Genomic DNA, 16,419 nt, shown 5'->3' with positions numbered 1-16,419 from the left:
AACCTAGTGGGCTAAGTAAAAATCGAGCAACAAAGAGTTAATCGTCCCTAGAAAGAACCCTATGGGCAGTGTGTGTTTGGCCTTTATGCAGCGTTAAAGTTCATTTATGGGGAGTCACCACACTACATGTACTTTGCCTTGCTTAAAAACCAAATACGCGGCTGCAAAATTAACCTCGAAAGGTCAATACGCCCAATAAATTCTATTTATATGGTTTATTAATTATCTAAATTAAAGCCTGCTTGCTAAGGTGTAAACAATTAATAAGAAATAACCGCCATAACTGGCATCAATATAAGTGCTGTATTTATGCAAAATAGGCTAACAAATCAATCTAATAATACGCTGCAAAACGTTATTGCCAGCAAGCTTGCACGATCTGTTTTTGCTGGATTTGAGGCGATGTTTTCGCAATTTTTAAATATTACACTGGGTGCGCAAAGCCGTTTTGAACAACGAAAGTATCACAGTGTGCAAAGTGCTATGCGTGAGCGTTTACAGGTTTACGAGCGCGAAGTAAAAAACGTAAGTGAAGCCGTGAGAGTTATCGCTTATGCTGAGCTTACTTGCCCGCAAACGTGGCAGTTAGCTAAAAATATTTATGGCGATATGGTAGAAAATCACGAAAATAAACCAATAGCGCATACCTTTTTTAATTCAACATTTGGTGCAATTTGGGATGATAAAAAAATTCGTACTGTGCATTTGTTTGTATTAAAAGCAAAGTATCGTAGTGAGCCACGCTCTTATGAAAGCTTAGTGAGTAGAGTATCACTACAAAAAGGGTTCAATAGCGCCGTTAAAACGCTTATTACTAATCAAGTATTTAGAGTGCCGTTTAATCATTTAGAGCGTGATGTAGCCACATTACACAGTACGTTAATGCAAGGCGCGCAGCAGCAATGCAAACAGGTGTACGAACTTATAAATTTAAATGATGGCTATATTGAATACGCTAATTCATTATTTTTCAGAAATAAAGCCTGTTATTTAATTGGGCGTTGCATAGCTAAAAATGGCGATAATATGCCTTTTGCCATCGCTATTTTGAATACCGATAACGGATTAAAAATAGATGCTGTAATGATGGGCGCCGATCAATTAAGTCTATTATTTGGCTTTGCACGCGCCTATTTTATGGTTGATACCGACCAGCCCGCCCGCTACGTAGATTACTTAAGTGTATTAATGCCGCACAAACAACGCTTTGAGTTATTTAACGCTATCGGTTTTATTAAACACGCTAAAACGGAATTTTATCGTTATAAAGTTGATACGACTAAAAACAGCCCAGTAAACCTTAAATACACAACAGCACCTGGTACGCCAGGTATGGTGATGCTGGTTTTTACAATTGCAGGCTCAGACTATGTTTACAAAGTCATTAAAGATAAATTTAGCGCACCAAAAACAGCTACCAAGGCGCAAGTAAAAGAAAAATATAACTTTGTAAAGCAAGCTGACCGCGTTGGGCGCTTGGTAGACACGCACGAATTTAGGTATTTAGCGTTTGATTTAAGCCGTTTTAGCGATGAACTGCTTGAGCAGATGAGAAGCCAAATTGGCACCAGCATGATTATATCGGGCAAGGCACTTATTTTAAAACACGTGTATGTTGAACGTAAAATGACCCCGCTTAATTTATACGTTAATCACTGTGATAACAAAGCTCTAGAGCAGGTAATGATTGATTACGGTAAAGCAATTAAAGAGTTAGCCGGCGCTAATATATTCCCAGGCGATATGTTAATGAAAAATTTTGGTGTAACACGTTGGGGCCGGATTGTATTTTATGATTTTGACGAGATTTGCCCACTGACTGAGTGTAACTTTAGAGAAGTACCGCAAACACAAAATAGCCTTGAAGAGCTAAGCACTAGTTCGTATTTTGATATAGACGAAAACGATATTTTCCCGAGTCAGTTCAAGGTGTTTTTTAGTGCAAACGACAGCGCATTTAAGTACTTTAATAGCCATCATAATAATCTGTTTTCAGCTGGGTTTTGGCAAAGCTGTCAGCAACAAATACACCAAGGCTATTTACCTGATGTTTATCCTTATAAACAAAGCTGGCGCTTTTGAGGTTGTTTGGATCTGTGTTCATCCCCATCTATAAGCTATTACAGTTTTTACATGTGGAGCAACAATGAAATATATTTCTCATGAAGATAGCAATCTTGCATTTGCACAAACCAACAAGCCGGTTTTAAAAAGCCACGAAGTGCTAGTTAAAGTGGCAGCGATTGGTGTTAACCGTGCAGACTGTATGCAGCGACAAGGTAAATACCCAGCACCAGCAGGAGACAGTCTAATTTTAGGACTTGAGTGTGCCGGTACAATTATCGAGCTTGGCAAAGAGGTAGAAAAAACTTGGCTAAATAAGCGTATATTTACGTTATGTGCTGGTGGTGCTTACAGTGAATATGTAGCCGTTGATGCAAAGCAACTGATGGAATTGCCAGATGATGTAACAATGGCTGAGGGCGCTGCAATAAGTGAAGTATATTTGACCGCATTTGGGGCGTTATTTGAGCTTGGTAAATTGCAAAAAGGGCAAACAGCGCTTATTCATGCAGGTGCGAGTGGTGTGGGCGGTGCAGCAATTCAAATGGCTAAAAGCGCTGGAGCTACCGTGGTCATTACCGCTGGTACGGATGATAAATGCCAACACGCAAAAGAGCTCGGTGCCGATCATGCAATTAACTACAAAACCACTGACTTTGTAGAATATATGCAAGCAAATAATCTCACAGCAAATGCAATTGTAGATCCTGTTTCGGGGAGTTACTTAAATAAAAACGCCACTATTGCAGCGATGGATTGTCAAATTGTAATGTTGGCATTTTTAGATGGACGCTTTGCAGAAGTCGATTTTGCAACGCTTTTACAAAAGCGTATTTCGTTCCATGCCTCAACACTTCGTAATCGTAGCATTGAGTTTAAACGTAATTTACGTGATGATTTTGTAGCGCGTTTTTACAGCGAGCTAGCCGATAAAAAATATGACTTTAACGTATATAAAACTCTACCTTGGGGCGATGCAAACGAAGCTCATGCTATTTTAGAGCGTAACGAAAATGCGGGTAAAGTGGTTTTACTTGTAGAGTAACTCTTTAATTTTAGGGTTTAGCCCATATACTAAGTCCTATAAAAAACACTTAAGGTTTAATAATGAATCCAATACTAGCAATACTTAAAGAGCACAATGTAAGCGACGAAAAAGTAAAAGCATTGTTTGAAGCGTTTACTCAAAACCCAATGATGGCAATGGCACTTGTTCAAGAGCTTGGTATTCCACCAGAAAAACTACAGCAACTAATGGCAGTCGTAATGACACAGCCACACTTAATTAAAGAAGCAACCGACGAACTAGGTTTAGATTTTGAAAAGGTAAAAGAAGCAAAAGAAAAACTAAATCAGTAACGAGTAAACGTTTAGCCAAGGTCGATAGTAAGTAAATTCGCCTTGGTTTTTTCCTATCTATTTGCTTTTCTCTAAATTAAACATATTTTGTTACACTCCTCATTGAACGACTGCTACTTAACAAAGTCATATAATATCAACCAACAGCAAGGACAAAGCATGAAGTCACTTTTTAAGTTTTGGAAAAATAACCGTTCTCTCATCATATTCATTGCATTAATGAGTGTTTTTAGAAGTGCGGTTGCAGATTGGTACGAAGTACCTACAGGATCGATGCAACCAACGATTCAAGAAGGTGATCGGATCCTTACCGACAAAATGGCCTACGATTTACGTATTCCGTTTACGCACATATCATTATTAAAATTAAACGATCCGAAAACAGGTGATATTATTGTATTTGATTCACAAGCTGCAGATAACCGCTTAATTAAGCGTGTTATTGGCGTTCCAGGAGACAGCGTAGCACTTGAAAATAATGAACTTATTATTAATGGCAAAAAGCTTACTTATGCATATCAGCAAAGTAATACAGACTCGTTTGATAAAATTGAAGATTTAAATGGTCATAAACATTCTATACGTGTTGCTCATAGTCCTTCGCGTTTATCGGGCTTTGCAGAAGTAATTATCCCTGACGGTTACTACCTTGCAATGGGTGATAATCGAGATAATAGTGCAGACTCACGCGTAATTGGTCTAATACCTCGCCAAGAGCTCCTAGGTAAAGCTAATCGAGTGATTGTATCGCTTGATTATGATGACTACTATTTACCAAGAAAAGATCGTATTTTAAAAGTATTAAATTAACGCCTAATTTTTGAGTTAACTAAAAACTATTTAACGTGAACTCTGGTTAAGAGGTTTACTCGGGCTAAGAATTGTCAGTGAGAACAAGGCAATTTCATGTGTCAATAGCGCGCTACATGTAAGTAAATTCAACACAGTTAGTATTGAAAATAGCTGCTGAGATAGATTTATTATCCAGAGTTCAGGTCATATATTATGAATAAACATATTAAGTTATCAGCTTTAGCGTCAGTTATTGCATTAATTGTAGCGAGTGCCGGTTTATTATGGGCACCTGAGCAACATACACTATTAACTTTTGAGGTTACTTCACTCGCTCTTTTGCTATTTAACAGTATCAGTATCACTCGTTGTGTGTATAAAAATAATGAGAGTAAGCGTGTGAAAAGGGTTGCGTTGCTTTGTACGGGATCATTATTGTTATGTATATGCGGTGACGTCGTTAATTTTAATTTACTAGAGCAATATTATATTCATGGCAATGTGATTAAACATGATTATTTAGTTGACTCAGTTTTATTTTTTGCACCTGGTTATACACTATTGCTACTAGCTTGTTTTTTTGTGATTAAGTCAAAAGTGTGCAATAACACTCGTATTTTAGGTCTTTATTTTTTAATAGCTTTATGTGTATCTCTGGCCTCTTTTTACTCTATGTATATCCCTAAAGCTGCGAGCTACACATTAATATTAACGTGGGCTTATAGCTTTATAATAACGGCTGTGGGTCTAGCTAGTGTTTTGTTAGTTAAGTCATATGGAGCTTTGAAAGCGCCGCTGAGTGTGTGGATATTGAGTTTAGGTTTAATTTTTGCCGCATTAGCAGATGCCCTAATAGGTCTTTTTTGGATTTATGGTAATGGCGGAGAAGGATTTTATCCGCAGATAAGATATATTAATTGGGTGTTTTATATAATCTCTCAATCAATTGTTATTCACCTTCCTAAAGTCATGGTAATGAATGCACAAAATAAGCGCAGTTAAGTACGTTAACTGCTCTAGTAATTCCTTTAAATTCGAATAAAAAAGGGCTAGAAAGGGGGTTTATCTGAACAGTTAATTTAAGCTAATCACTTTATTGCTATGTTTAATATAAAGTTCAATTGGTCCGGTAATGAGGATGATTGAAGTGTATTCAATCACCACTAATAGAAAAAGCTTCAAGTAATTCTTGTAGTTTCGCGTGTTCTTGGGCGTCAAATTCTATACCTACGTGTAAATTACTGTCTTTCATTTGGTTATTTCTAATGTAGGAGCTAATAACAACAGGTTTACTATCTATTGGCGAAATGATGTGCATAAAAACCTGTCGCCTCTTTAGTGCTAAAAAGCCAGAACTAACGTGAATCGTAAATCGACACCCAGTCGGCGAAATATCAATAATTAAGCCATGTAATAACCCTTTGCTGTCAGGCTCATATTCTTCATGTAGGCTTATTTTTGCCGGAATGTGTGTTTTTAATCGACTAGTTTCTCTTAATTGTCTACTTTCTATCTTTTTTGGATAGTCGAGAAAAATCAACCTTTCTGGGCGAAAGGAAATTGCAAGAATCGTAGTAGAAAATGCAATGCATTCTCCTCGTTCATCTTCAACAACATACCTAACAATGGCGCCGTTGCCTTCTTTTAAAACATCAGTGTAGCTATGTTTTCCAGCTTGCGATGGGTATTTTAATACTAAATATTTTCCAATATCATAGCCTATAAGCGGGAGTTTAAAGCGCATTTGGATAGGATTATTTAACTGAATATCAATTAACTTACCTGGTAAAAGATCTAGAAAAAATTTATTATTTTTATCGGGTAAATTTTCTTTTTCTACCACGTTGTTTTTTTCTTCTGCCATAGAGAATACCTATACATAACTAGCAAACAAGTATGTTTTAATAGCAATAATAAAACACTAGCCTGAAAGGATGGTATTTTTATTGTGATTTAAACTTTAGGGTTGATTATAATTGTCGGATTTAGGTAACTGATTTAGATCGGATGGTTTTTATAGATTGAGGATTATCAAATTCATGATTATGCGAACTTTGATATGTGCGGTGATGAAACTCAATAAGCCGCTGAAGTTACAACGGCTTATTAAACTATAATTACATTACACGCATACCAGGCTCTGAACCGTCGTCTGGATTAAGAATGTAAATTTCTTTTCCGCCAGGACCTGCTGCTAATACCATGCCTTCAGACATACCAAAGCGCATTTTACGAGGCTTAAGGTTAGCAACCATAACGGTTAGTTTGCCTTCGATATCTTCTGGTGCGTAAGCTGATTTAATACCTGCAAACACTTGGCGAGTTTCGCCGCCTAAATCAAGTGTTAGCTTAAGTAGTTTATCTGCGCCTTCTACGTGCTCTGCTTTAGCAATTTTAGCTACGCGTAAATCTACTTTTGCAAAGTCATCAAATTCTATTTCGTCGCTAATCGGCTCTTTTGCAAGTGGGCTGTTAGGGTCAATCGTTACTTTTGGCGCTAAGCTTTCTTTAGATTCTTCAACCATCTTGTTCACTTTATCCATTTCAACACGTTGCATTAACGGCTTAAATTTATTGATAGGGTGGCTTACTAGCGCATTTTGAACGCCGTCCCATGCAAGGTCGTCATTTAAAAACGCTTGTACGTTATCAGCCATTTCTGGTAACACGGGTTTTAAGTAAGTAATTAAAACGCGGAACAAGTTAAGACCAAGAGAACACACTTCGTGTGCTTCTTGTTGCTTAGTGTCGTCTTTAATTAATACCCAAGGTGCTGCGCCATCAATAAATTGGTTTGCTTTGTCGGCAAGCGCCATTATTTCGCGAATTGCGCGGCTGTAATCGCGGTTCTCGTAGTGTGATGTAATGCTAGGTGCAGCAGCTTGAAATTCTGCTAACAGCGCTGGCAGCATAATAGTACTGCTTAATTTGCCATCAAACTTTTTCGTAATAAAGCCAGCACAACGGCTCGCTATGTTGACTACTTTACCTACTAGGTCTGAATTTACACGTTGTGCAAAGTCTTCTAGATTTAAATCAAGATCAACAATACCGCTGCTTAATTTTGCGGCGTAGTAGTAACGTAAGTACTCTGGGTTTAAGTTATCTAAATAAGTACGCGCTTTGATAAACGTACCCTTCGATTTAGACATTTTTTCGCCATTTACAGTGACAAAACCATGAGCGAATACGTTAGTTGGCTTTCTAAAATTAGCGCCTTCTAGCATTGCTGGCCAAAATAAGCTGTGGAAGTAAATAATGTCTTTACCAATAAAGTGATAAAGCTCAGCGTCTGAACCTTCGGCCCAAAATTCATCAAAGTTGATGCCTTTTTTGTCACATAGGTTTTTAAAGCTTGCCATGTAACCAATAGGGGCATCTAACCAAACGTAGAAGTATTTGCCTGGTGCATTTGGAATTTCAAAACCAAAGTAAGGTGCATCGCGGCTAATATCCCACTGTTGTAGGCCATCGGTAAACCATTCGTCTAGCTTGTTAGCCATTTCTTGTTGAATAGTGCCCGAGTGTAACCACTCCTTTAGCATGCCTTCAAACGCTGGCAGGTCAAAAAAGTAATGCTCAGAATCTTTAAGTACAGGCTCAGCACCCGACATAACAGAGCGTGGATTGATGAGTTCTGTTGGGCTGTATGTGGCACCACATGAATCACAGCTGTCGCCGTTTTGGTTTTCAGACTTACACGTTGGGCAAGTACCTGTTACAAAGCGGTCTGGTAAGAAAATACCTTTTTCAGGATCGAATAATTGCGAAATAGTGTGCTTTTTAATATGACCAGCATCGTTTAGGCGGTTATAAATAAGTTCGCTTAATTCTTTGTTTTCTTGGCTGTGCGTGCTGTGGTAGTTATCAAATTTGATATTAAAATCAGCAAAGTCGCGTTGGCGCTCTATGCTCACTTGTTTTACCATTTCTTCAGGCGTGATCCCTTGCTTTTGGGCATTAAGCATAATTGGCGTGCCGTGGGCATCGTCTGCGCAAACATAATAAGCTTCGTGGCCCTGTAGTTTTTGAAAACGTGACCAAATATCAGTTTGAATATATTCCAATAAATGACCTAAGTGAGTAGGGCCATTTGCATAAGGTAATGCGCTGGTAATCAGGATCTTTCGCTGCGTCATAATCATTCCGAATTGAGGATAAAACACCGTTTTTATTATACAAACGGCAATTATCATTAATTTATCCACAAGCTATCTGCTTAGAGTGTGCACAGCTTATGGATTTTTATTAATTGACTGGTGTTAATGCCCTGAATGTTACATAATTCCGAGGCACTTTTCATCAAAGAAACGCTATTTAATTGCTATGTTTGGACTGTCGAAACTATTCTCTTCTAAATCGGTGCAAAAACAACCGATTATTACTGCCTTAGCGGCATATCGTAGTGCGGCTTTTGCCGTGGGTATTGATGAAAGCTTTATTAATACTATCACTCAAAATGACGATAAATCACTACACATTAAATTAATCCTGCCATTTGCTGGGCAATCAGAAATGCCTTTAGTTGAGCAACACATAAGTGAAAGCTTAAATGTGCCTGTAACAATTAGCGCCAAGGTTATCATTAAAGAGGCGGCTAAGTTTAAAGCGATTAAGCATATTGTGCTTATTGCCTCAGGAAAAGGCGGAGTAGGTAAGTCGACTACTGCTGTGAATTTGGCGGGCGCATTAAAAAATGAAGGCGCAAAGGTCGGTATTTTAGATGCTGATATTTATGGCCCATCTATTCCCATGCTTTTAGGGTTAGTGGGCGCAGAGCCGGTCACGAAAGATAACAAACAATTACAGCCTTTTGATGCAAACGGTATTAAAGCGCAATCAATCGGTTTTTTAGTGCCAAGCGATGACGCCACCGTATGGCGAGGACCAATGGCGTCAGGCGCACTTAGCCAATTGCTTAACGAGACTGATTGGGGCGAGCTTGATTACTTAATTGTGGATATGCCACCGGGCACCGGTGATATTCAACTTACTATGAGCCAAAAAGTTCCCGCGAGCGGCACTGTTATTGTCACTACGCCGCAAGATTTAGCGCTTGCTGATGCGCAAAAAGGCATTGCTATGTTTAATAAAGTAAACGTGCCAGTGCTGGGTTTAATAGAAAACATGAGTCATTACATTTGCAGCCACTGCGGTGAGGCAAATCACGTATTTGGTAAAGACGGCGCGCAAAAACTGGCGCACAAGCATGGCGTACCGGTGCTTAGTCATATTCCTCTTGCCATAGATATACGCGAGTATTCTGAGCAAGGAAAACTTATTGCCAAGGATAATGACGCCGCAATAAGCAAAACATACAGCGCAGCAGCGAGACTAATAGCCAGCACGCTTTATTATCAACAGCATCACAATTCGATTGAAATTGTAATTACAGAAGATTAATAAATAATGAGACTTTCAGACACCCATATTAATGAATACTTAAGCGATGGCCGCATAGTTATTGAGCCTGCACCAACGAGCGAGATGATTTCCGGTGTAACGGCCGATTTACGCTTGGGTAATAAATTTAGAACTTTTAATGCGCATAATGCAGCATACGTCGATTTAAGTGGTCCAAAAGATCAATTAAATAAAGCCATGGAATCAATCATGAGTGAAGAAATAGTGCTTGATGAAGGTGAGGCATTCTTTTTACACCCAGGTGAACTCGCACTAGCTATTACCCATGAAAAAGTAACGTTGCCAGCAGATATAGTAGGTTGGTTAGATGGACGTTCATCACTTGCACGTTTAGGTTTAATGGTGCACGTAACTGCGCACCGAATAGATCCAGGTTGGAGCGGTAATATTGTTTTAGAGTTTTACAACTCAGGTAAATTACCACTGGCGCTTCGCCCACTGATGAAAATTGGTGCTATGAGCTTTGAAATGCTCTCAGGCCCTTGTGAAAACCCATACAACATTCGTAAAGATGCAAAGTATAAAGATCAAAACAGTGCAGTAGCAAGTCGAATTAGTGATGATAATAGCTAGCAAAAACTTTAAGCGCTTATGCTTAGTAGTTTCAAATTGCAAAGTTAACGTGCTTTAACTTTGCTCACAACTTTTCTTACTCTAAAATTAACTCTCTTATTGTTTATTTAAATTAAATATTTGCATTTAGGTTGTAGTAATAATCTTTATTATCATTATGTTCAAGGAATGAAAATGCTAAAACTTAATAATTATAACTTTGAATTTGAAAAGCTTTTTAAAAAAGCACCTATAACTATTGAAATTAGATTAGCTGATATGGACAACAGGCAGACTCCTCTTGAAGAAAGGGAGGATGCAACAAGGATTCTCTCAAGAAAACTTCAAGAACTCGCTTATGCTCATTATGTATTAGAAAACTACACAGAAGCAAAGCTTTATTTGAAAAAAGCAGCGCCATTTGCATACTTAACAGGTTTTGACTCAGAACTAAAAGGACACAACAATGAGTGGACAATCCAAGGTGAGTTAAATGTCGCTTTGTTGTTTGGTGATGACTCAATAATAAGCAAATTACGTGAACATGCAGATGACTTTACAACCAGCAGCGTGACTAAGAAAGCTATTTTTTTATATGATCACTTACTAATAAAAATAGGCACAGGTCAAGTACTGCCTGAAGAAGAAATTGAAAATGCGCTTACTGAGGCTAAATCAACGAAAGATAAAGATGTACAACAATGTATTGTTCCGCTTATTGAAGCGATTAAAGGCCTTACCAATGGCGATGATTATTTATGGCAATCAAGCATTGATAAAGTCATTGCGTGGCACGCTGATGAGTGTAAATACGGTGACTTCAAAGAAGATGGAAATGCAGTCATGTCATTAAATGCGCTTAGCATGGCTAAATTGGGTAAAGATATGCATGGCTGGCAATGTAAAACTGATTCACTCTATTTACCGTTATATTTAATAGACTGCTAAATGCATTTTAGATTTACGTTCAAGGAATAAGAATGTTAAAACTTAATAATTATGATTTCGAATTTGAAGAACTTTTTGAAGATGCACCTATGTTTATTGAGGTTAGGCTTGCTGATATTAACGATACTTTAGCTTCTCGAAAAGATAAAAAAGATGCAGCGAGAATACTTTCCGGGCAGTATCAAGAACTAGCTTATGCATACTACGTTTTAGAAAATTATGAAGAAGCTAAGTGTTACTTAAAAAAAGCAGTACCATTTGCATACCTAACAGGTTTTGATCCCGAATTAAAAGGGCATAACAACGAATGGACTATCCAAAATAAGCTTAATGTTACTTTGTTGTTTGGTGATGAGCCAATAATAAGTAAATTACGTGAACATGCAGATGACTTTACAACCAGCAGCGTAACTAAGAAAGCTATTTTTTTATATGATCACTTACTAATTAAAATAGGCACAGGCAAAGTACTTTCGACAAATGAAATTGAAAATGCGCTTACTGAGGCTAAATCAACTAAAGATAAGGATGTACAACAATGCATTGTTCCGCTTATCGAGGCCATTAAAGGCCTTACCAATGGCGATGATTGTTTATGGCAATCAAGCATAGATAAAGTCATTGCGTGGCACGCTGATGAGTGTAAATACGGTGACTTCAAAGAAGATGGAAATGCAGTCATGTCATTAAATGCGCTTAGCATGGCTAAATTGGGTAAAGATATGCGTGGCTGGCAGTGTAAAACTGATTCACTTTATTTACCGTTATATTTAATTAATGATTAAATCTATCACCACTAATTTTAAGAGGTAATGATGAGTAGTGTAATTAATCTTTTTATTGTTGATGAAGATGTTTATCCCACAACACTGAATTTAAGTGATGAGCAAAAATATCAAGAGTTGTTAGATATAACCCAAGATGAAGCTACTAGATGGCAATCTATAGAGCTAAACATGCGTGGCTTTATTCCTGCTATTGAGTTACTTGATGCCGTAGTAGGTGGCCAAGGGTTGTTGCCAGTTTGCACATTTAACTATTTCCCTCATCAATTAATTGGGCCGGATGCTAACATAAGTGGTTCTTTTGGCTTTTTTTCAAGTGAAATGGTGCAAGACCTATTTCCTTTGCTAAAAAAGTATTTTGAGGTTGATATAGATAATAGTGAAAATAAAGGTCTAGTAGATGATGTTGAGCATAGAGCTGGTGAGCTCGACCCGCAAGCTTATGAAATAGTTCGCGACCGCTACTTTGTTACGTTTAGAGACGCCGCTGAGCAGAATAAATCTATCGTAGTATTGATGGAAGAGTAAACCTAAAAAATTCTAATTAAAGTTTAGTATTTTTTACTTATGATATGAGATTTATACAAATGTAAAAGTGAATAAATACTCTTTAGTTAAGTCTCCTTACCTGGAGATATATACATCCTCACACACTTTAAACTTATTAATATTAAAATCATATCGCTTTAACATGGGTGAAACCTAAAGTAGCTCAAAAGTGATAGCTTAATTCAAATAATTATGCTCCCACTATTAGTTTTTAATGCTGGGCTAAGACTAAATAAAAAGCCTAAAATTATAGGGTTGTAATGAAAAACTTGCCTGTAGAATTAAGAGATAAAATTGACGAACTATATATTTTTGCCTTTCAAGTATTAGAAAGAAAAGATTTTATTACGGCGAAAGAGCAAGTAGAAAAGACATGGGGATTGTTACCTGAGCCCAAATTCGACTGGGACGTAACTCTCAGCTTTGTTTCTGGAATTTGCGAAATGTATAATGAGTTAGGATTTTATAAAAATTCACATAAAATAGTTGATGAACTATTTAGCTCAGATCATCTAGATGACTATGATGATGGACCTATATTTTTAAAGGGAGCCATATATTTTGAGCAAGGTGAGTTAGAGCTAGCAAAAGTGTGGTTTGATAAAGCGGATACAATATCTAAGGGGCGCTGCTTTGTTAGTCAGCCGAAGAAGTATAAAACTTTCTATAGTGAGTGCAAATAATGGATATCCATGATCAAATAGAGCAGTATTGTGAACAAGGCAATGACTTGAACGATGAAGACGATTTTTTAGGGGCTATAGCCATTTGGCAAAAAGCGCTTGATTTAATCGTTGACCCTAATGAAGATTGGAATGAAGTACTTTGGCTCAAAGTTTCGATTGGTGATAGTTTTTACATGACTGATGAATATGAAAAGTCTTTAGACTCTTTATTGGACGCCTTAAATTATCCTGAAGCAAATGAAAATGCATTTATCCACTTTAGAATAGGGCAATGTTATTACCAACTCGGAGATAAAGGTAGTAGTAAAAATTCACTGTTAAAAGCATATATGCTTTCAGGTAAAGAGATTTTTGAGGGACATGAAGAAGGGCTATTTTTTTATGATTTTCTGTCTTCTGTAATCAATTTATAGATTTAATTTATTGTTGTTTTTATAATCTTTTATAGTGCAATTACCTTTATTGGGTACATTTAAATGTAAAAGAATATAATTATGCTAAAAACTAAATACATTGCATTAGCAATTACATTAGGCTCAATACCACTTCAATCAAATGCTGCTGTTTTTGATGGTGCGTCACATTGCTCTGAAGATGTAATTTATAAAACACAGGCGTTGAATAGCCTAATAGCCTCTGTAGGTGACATTCAAGCTCTAAAAACCAAGGCTTTAGAAAAAGTTGGTTCAACCGAAAACGGTTACTTTCTTTTCGATCCTCAGTTTTCTCGTTCAGATCGTTACTTTAACTGCAGTGTTCCATTAAATGAGTCTATTGGTAATTTTGAACTTGTCATTAATGGTATTACTGAAGGATTGAATAGCCCTAATGGTGGTTGTTTTATCTCTCGTATGCGCAAGGTTAGCGATGGTGGCCAGAGTAAATGGTTCAGGTATGGCACTGGGAAAGGGTTTGATTGGATAGATATATCAAATCAATCTAATAATTCGAAGCAATTTGTTTCATATTCAGTAGATCTAAATAATAATTTTGAAAGTGATGCTATTCTTACTATGAAGTGCCGCACTACTTGGCAAACTGGCTCTGTTTCAATTGGACAAATAGAAATTTAATAAATAAAATTTAGTCCCTAATTGAAAGGCTTAAAGTGCTACTTTAAGCCTTAAAAGCGTTAATTTATAGAATCTATTCATTAGTAATAATAGTCTTTTCCTGAAGAACATTATTAGCCCGCTACTTTTCCCCTACATTATTTTAATAAACATAAAGATAACCATTAATGGTCTTTTTAATAAATTTTTATAAAAACGCTCACTATATTAAATTTAAAAGGTAAGGTTTTGTCTTGAAGTAAAGATTATTATAATAACCGCTTAATTTTAGACAAACTTTATGGTAAAAATCAGAGTGAAACTAACATTTAAGGATGAATATGACAGACTCAAGTAAAAATATTGAGCAAAGGTTTTTAGTAAACCTTTCAGGGATCATCGATATATTATCTAAGCACTTATACAGTGGGCCACATGTTTTTATTCGTGAGCTATTACAAAATAGCACCGATGCTATTTCTGCAAGGCATAATTATAGTGACTCACAAAGCGAGCTAGTAGACAATATTAGCGTAACTTTAATTCCTAAAAATTCAATTCAATCTCAATCGCAGCTTATTATTGAAGATAATGGCACGGGACTGACTGAGGCAGAAATACATCAATTTTTGGCGGTTATTGGTGAGTCATCAAAAAAAGAATTATTAGATAAACAGCAGCATGACTATATTGGCCGGTTTGGTATTGGTTTGTTGGCTTGTTTTATGGTCTCAAACACTATTTGTGTACAAACTCGCAGTATTAAGCAAAAAGATAAAGTACTACAATGGACGGGGAGCCCTGATGGTACTTATAAAGTTATTGAAATTGACCAGCAAATGGAAATAGGAACGCGTGTTTTATTAACTGCAAAAACTGAAGGTGAAGATTATTTTACTCACAGCTCACTAACCCATTGGATGCAATACTACGCCAGTTATTTACCTTACCCGATCACCTTAAATACACCTTCAAAAACTAACTTTAGAATAAACGCATCAAAACCACCGTGGCTATGGGAAAACCTATCTAACAACGAGTTTTTAGATAGGGCAATATTAATAGGCGAAAAATACTTTAGGGGTCCTTTTTTTGACACCATAACCTTGGAAACGAAAGCAGGTAAAGTAAAAGGTTTGGGTTACATTATTTCGCATGCCACCACAGAGAATCAACAGCAGCACTTAATTCACTTAAAAGGAATGCGGTTAACAAAAAGCGGTCAAAATATTTTGCCGGACTGGGCCTTTTTTGTTCGTACTATTATTAATGCTGATGATTTAAGACCTACCGCTTCACGCGAGGCACTATACGAAGATGCTACACTACTTGAAGCCAAGCAGGAGCTTGGTGAACAGCTAATAACCTACCTTGTAAATATGGCAGAAAATGCACCCGAAAAATTTGAGCACTTTGTAAGTTGTCATCAAATGGCGCTAAAGTCACTTGTTTTAGATAATCATTATTTTTGTTTAAAAATAACACCATTTCTTAAATTCGAAACAAACTTAGGCAGTATGACTTTAGGTAATTATATTGAAAAATATAAGCATATTACTTACGTTGAAAATGTGGATAGTTTTCGTCAATTTGCTCAAATATCGAGTGCAAAACAAGAGTGTTTAATAAACGGCGGTTATGCATATTGCACTGATATATTAAATTTATATGCGCACCTTAGCAAAACGCATATTGAGGTACTCGACCCGCAAAGCTTAGTTGGTCAGCTTAGTGATACTGATATCAACCCTGCGTTATTAACTGAGTTTATAAACAAAGCAAACACTGTAATGAGTGACATTTGCCCAAACATCAGTGTAAAGCAATTTAAACCAGAGCAAGTCCCCGCGCTTTATATCAGCTGCGAAAAGCAATACTTTATTAAAAGTGCAAAAATAAACCAAGTTGACAGTGACGAACTATGGTCTGATATTATTGATACAGTAACAAAGCCAATAGAAAGCTATGTATTTTCTGAATTATGCTTAAATGCAAACCATGAGTTAATTACTTCACTAATTCACTGCAATGACTTACCTCAACTCCAACAATGTTTAAAAATAATTTATGTACAATCACTTTTAATGGGGCACTTTCCTCTTAATAAAAATGAAATGGATATTTTAAACACCGGTTTAATATCTATGATGACAACGAGTTTAAATTTCCAAAGTAATAATAAAACCCAGCACTAAGCTATTGTTTAAG

At 36.8% G+C, this 16,419-nt stretch carries 16 protein-coding genes; 14 read left to right on the top strand and 2 right to left on the bottom strand.

The features are described 5' to 3' along the window. The first annotated feature begins 309 nt into the window (after nucleotides 1-309). The 5 genes from aceK to CWB66_RS08735 all read left to right on the top strand — a co-directional run bounded on the left by aceK (nucleotide 310) and on the right by CWB66_RS08735 (nucleotide 5,217). The gene (aceK, locus tag CWB66_RS08755) at nucleotides 310-2,082 is read left to right on the top strand and encodes a bifunctional isocitrate dehydrogenase kinase/phosphatase (protein WP_138585081.1); all 1,773 of its coding nucleotides are present in this window, start codon (nucleotides 310-312) and stop codon (nucleotides 2,080-2,082) included. A gap of 64 nt (nucleotides 2,083-2,146) precedes the next feature. After that, on the top strand, nucleotides 2,147-3,109 hold the full coding sequence (locus tag CWB66_RS08750) for a zinc-binding dehydrogenase (protein WP_138585080.1): 963 nt from the start codon (nucleotides 2,147-2,149) through the stop codon (nucleotides 3,107-3,109). Nucleotides 3,110-3,171: 62 nt separating this feature from the next. Beyond that, nucleotides 3,172-3,423 (top strand): DUF2999 family protein, encoded by a 252-nt coding sequence (locus CWB66_RS08745; protein ID WP_007582532.1) that lies wholly within the window; start codon nucleotides 3,172-3,174, stop codon nucleotides 3,421-3,423. Nucleotides 3,424-3,582: 159 nt separating this feature from the next. Further along, nucleotides 3,583-4,233: a signal peptidase I gene (gene lepB / locus CWB66_RS08740; RefSeq protein WP_138585079.1), complete on the top strand. Its 651-nt coding sequence runs from the start codon at nucleotides 3,583-3,585 to the stop codon at nucleotides 4,231-4,233. 195 nt (nucleotides 4,234-4,428) lie between these two features. After that, nucleotides 4,429-5,217, top strand: a complete 789-nt coding sequence (locus tag CWB66_RS08735) for a hypothetical protein (RefSeq protein ID WP_171037479.1) — start codon at nucleotides 4,429-4,431, stop codon at nucleotides 5,215-5,217. 151 nt (nucleotides 5,218-5,368) lie between these two features. Here the strand turns inward: CWB66_RS08735 and CWB66_RS08730 are convergent, their stop codons facing one another. Both CWB66_RS08730 and metG read right to left on the bottom strand, forming a co-directional pair. Beyond that, entirely contained in the window at nucleotides 5,369-6,079 is a 711-nt protein-coding gene (locus tag CWB66_RS08730) for a flagellar brake domain-containing protein (RefSeq protein ID WP_138585078.1), read from the bottom strand. Nucleotides 6,080-6,332: 253 nt separating this feature from the next. After that, complete coding sequence (metG, locus tag CWB66_RS08725) at nucleotides 6,333-8,354, bottom strand: methionine--tRNA ligase (protein WP_138585077.1); 2,022 nt, start codon at nucleotides 8,352-8,354, stop codon at nucleotides 6,333-6,335. Between the two features lie 187 nt (nucleotides 8,355-8,541). On the opposite strand from metG, the gene apbC reads away from it, so the two are divergent. From apbC to CWB66_RS08680, 9 genes are all read left to right on the top strand, one after another. Further along, nucleotides 8,542-9,618, top strand: coding sequence for an iron-sulfur cluster carrier protein ApbC (apbC, locus tag CWB66_RS08720; protein WP_138585076.1), 1,077 nt, complete (start codon nucleotides 8,542-8,544; stop codon nucleotides 9,616-9,618). Nucleotides 9,619-9,624: 6 nt separating this feature from the next. Further along, nucleotides 9,625-10,212 (top strand): dCTP deaminase, encoded by a 588-nt coding sequence (gene dcd, locus CWB66_RS08715; protein ID WP_138585075.1) that lies wholly within the window; start codon nucleotides 9,625-9,627, stop codon nucleotides 10,210-10,212. A 174-nt stretch (nucleotides 10,213-10,386) separates the two neighbouring features. Then, nucleotides 10,387-11,139: an Imm49 family immunity protein gene (locus CWB66_RS08710; RefSeq protein ID WP_138585074.1), complete on the top strand. Its 753-nt coding sequence runs from the start codon at nucleotides 10,387-10,389 to the stop codon at nucleotides 11,137-11,139. Between the two features lie 32 nt (nucleotides 11,140-11,171). After that, entirely contained in the window at nucleotides 11,172-11,924 is a 753-nt protein-coding gene (locus CWB66_RS08705) for an immunity 49 family protein (protein WP_138585073.1), read from the top strand. A 27-nt stretch (nucleotides 11,925-11,951) separates the two neighbouring features. Further along, complete coding sequence (locus CWB66_RS08700; protein ID WP_252371726.1) at nucleotides 11,952-12,452, top strand: hypothetical protein; 501 nt, start codon at nucleotides 11,952-11,954, stop codon at nucleotides 12,450-12,452. Nucleotides 12,453-12,733: 281 nt separating this feature from the next. Next, on the top strand, nucleotides 12,734-13,156 hold the full coding sequence (locus CWB66_RS08695; protein WP_138585072.1) for a hypothetical protein: 423 nt from the start codon (nucleotides 12,734-12,736) through the stop codon (nucleotides 13,154-13,156). Beyond that, nucleotides 13,156-13,572 carry a tetratricopeptide repeat protein gene (locus CWB66_RS08690; protein WP_138585071.1) on the top strand — a complete coding sequence of 139 codons (417 nt, stop codon included), beginning with the start codon at nucleotides 13,156-13,158 and terminating at the stop codon, nucleotides 13,570-13,572. The genes CWB66_RS08695 and CWB66_RS08690 overlap by 1 nt, the downstream gene beginning before the upstream one ends. A gap of 81 nt (nucleotides 13,573-13,653) precedes the next feature. Then, nucleotides 13,654-14,232: a hypothetical protein gene (locus CWB66_RS08685; protein ID WP_138585070.1), complete on the top strand. Its 579-nt coding sequence runs from the start codon at nucleotides 13,654-13,656 to the stop codon at nucleotides 14,230-14,232. 320 nt (nucleotides 14,233-14,552) lie between these two features. Further along, on the top strand, nucleotides 14,553-16,406 hold the full coding sequence (locus tag CWB66_RS08680) for an HSP90 family protein (protein ID WP_171037478.1): 1,854 nt from the start codon (nucleotides 14,553-14,555) through the stop codon (nucleotides 16,404-16,406). Nucleotides 16,407-16,419: the final 13 nt, after the last annotated feature.

It is taken from the genome of Pseudoalteromonas sp. S558 (assembly GCF_005886635.1).
In the GTDB taxonomy this organism is placed as follows: Bacteria; Pseudomonadota; Gammaproteobacteria; order Enterobacterales; family Alteromonadaceae; genus Pseudoalteromonas; species Pseudoalteromonas aliena.
The sequence above is the reverse complement of the archived record's forward strand: the minus strand, read 5'-3'. Positions and strand labels throughout refer to the sequence as shown.

What these genes read in the sequence shown, in the direction of transcription:
- CWB66_RS08700 (WP_252371726.1), top strand. Translation starts at nt 11,952, where the DNA reads ATGATGAGTAGTGTAATTAATCTTTTTATTGTTGATGAAGATGTTTAT.
- CWB66_RS08730 (WP_138585078.1), bottom strand. Translation starts at nt 6,079, where the DNA reads ATGGCAGAAGAAAAAAACAACGTGGTAGAAAAAGAAAATTTACCCGAT.
- apbC (WP_138585076.1), top strand. Translation starts at nt 8,542, where the DNA reads ATGTTTGGACTGTCGAAACTATTCTCTTCTAAATCGGTGCAAAAACAA.
- aceK (WP_138585081.1), top strand. Translation starts at nt 310, where the DNA reads ATGCAAAATAGGCTAACAAATCAATCTAATAATACGCTGCAAAACGTT.
- lepB (WP_138585079.1), top strand. Translation starts at nt 3,583, where the DNA reads ATGAAGTCACTTTTTAAGTTTTGGAAAAATAACCGTTCTCTCATCATA.
- dcd (WP_138585075.1), top strand. Translation starts at nt 9,625, where the DNA reads ATGAGACTTTCAGACACCCATATTAATGAATACTTAAGCGATGGCCGC.
- CWB66_RS08695 (WP_138585072.1), top strand. Translation starts at nt 12,734, where the DNA reads ATGAAAAACTTGCCTGTAGAATTAAGAGATAAAATTGACGAACTATAT.
- CWB66_RS08735 (WP_171037479.1), top strand. Translation starts at nt 4,429, where the DNA reads ATGAATAAACATATTAAGTTATCAGCTTTAGCGTCAGTTATTGCATTA.
- metG (WP_138585077.1), bottom strand. Translation starts at nt 8,354, where the DNA reads ATGACGCAGCGAAAGATCCTGATTACCAGCGCATTACCTTATGCAAAT.
- CWB66_RS08705 (WP_138585073.1), top strand. Translation starts at nt 11,172, where the DNA reads ATGTTAAAACTTAATAATTATGATTTCGAATTTGAAGAACTTTTTGAA.
- CWB66_RS08690 (WP_138585071.1), top strand. Translation starts at nt 13,156, where the DNA reads ATGGATATCCATGATCAAATAGAGCAGTATTGTGAACAAGGCAATGAC.
- CWB66_RS08685 (WP_138585070.1), top strand. Translation starts at nt 13,654, where the DNA reads ATGCTAAAAACTAAATACATTGCATTAGCAATTACATTAGGCTCAATA.
- CWB66_RS08710 (WP_138585074.1), top strand. Translation starts at nt 10,387, where the DNA reads ATGCTAAAACTTAATAATTATAACTTTGAATTTGAAAAGCTTTTTAAA.
- CWB66_RS08680 (WP_171037478.1), top strand. Translation starts at nt 14,553, where the DNA reads ATGACAGACTCAAGTAAAAATATTGAGCAAAGGTTTTTAGTAAACCTT.
- CWB66_RS08745 (WP_007582532.1), top strand. Translation starts at nt 3,172, where the DNA reads ATGAATCCAATACTAGCAATACTTAAAGAGCACAATGTAAGCGACGAA.
- CWB66_RS08750 (WP_138585080.1), top strand. Translation starts at nt 2,147, where the DNA reads ATGAAATATATTTCTCATGAAGATAGCAATCTTGCATTTGCACAAACC.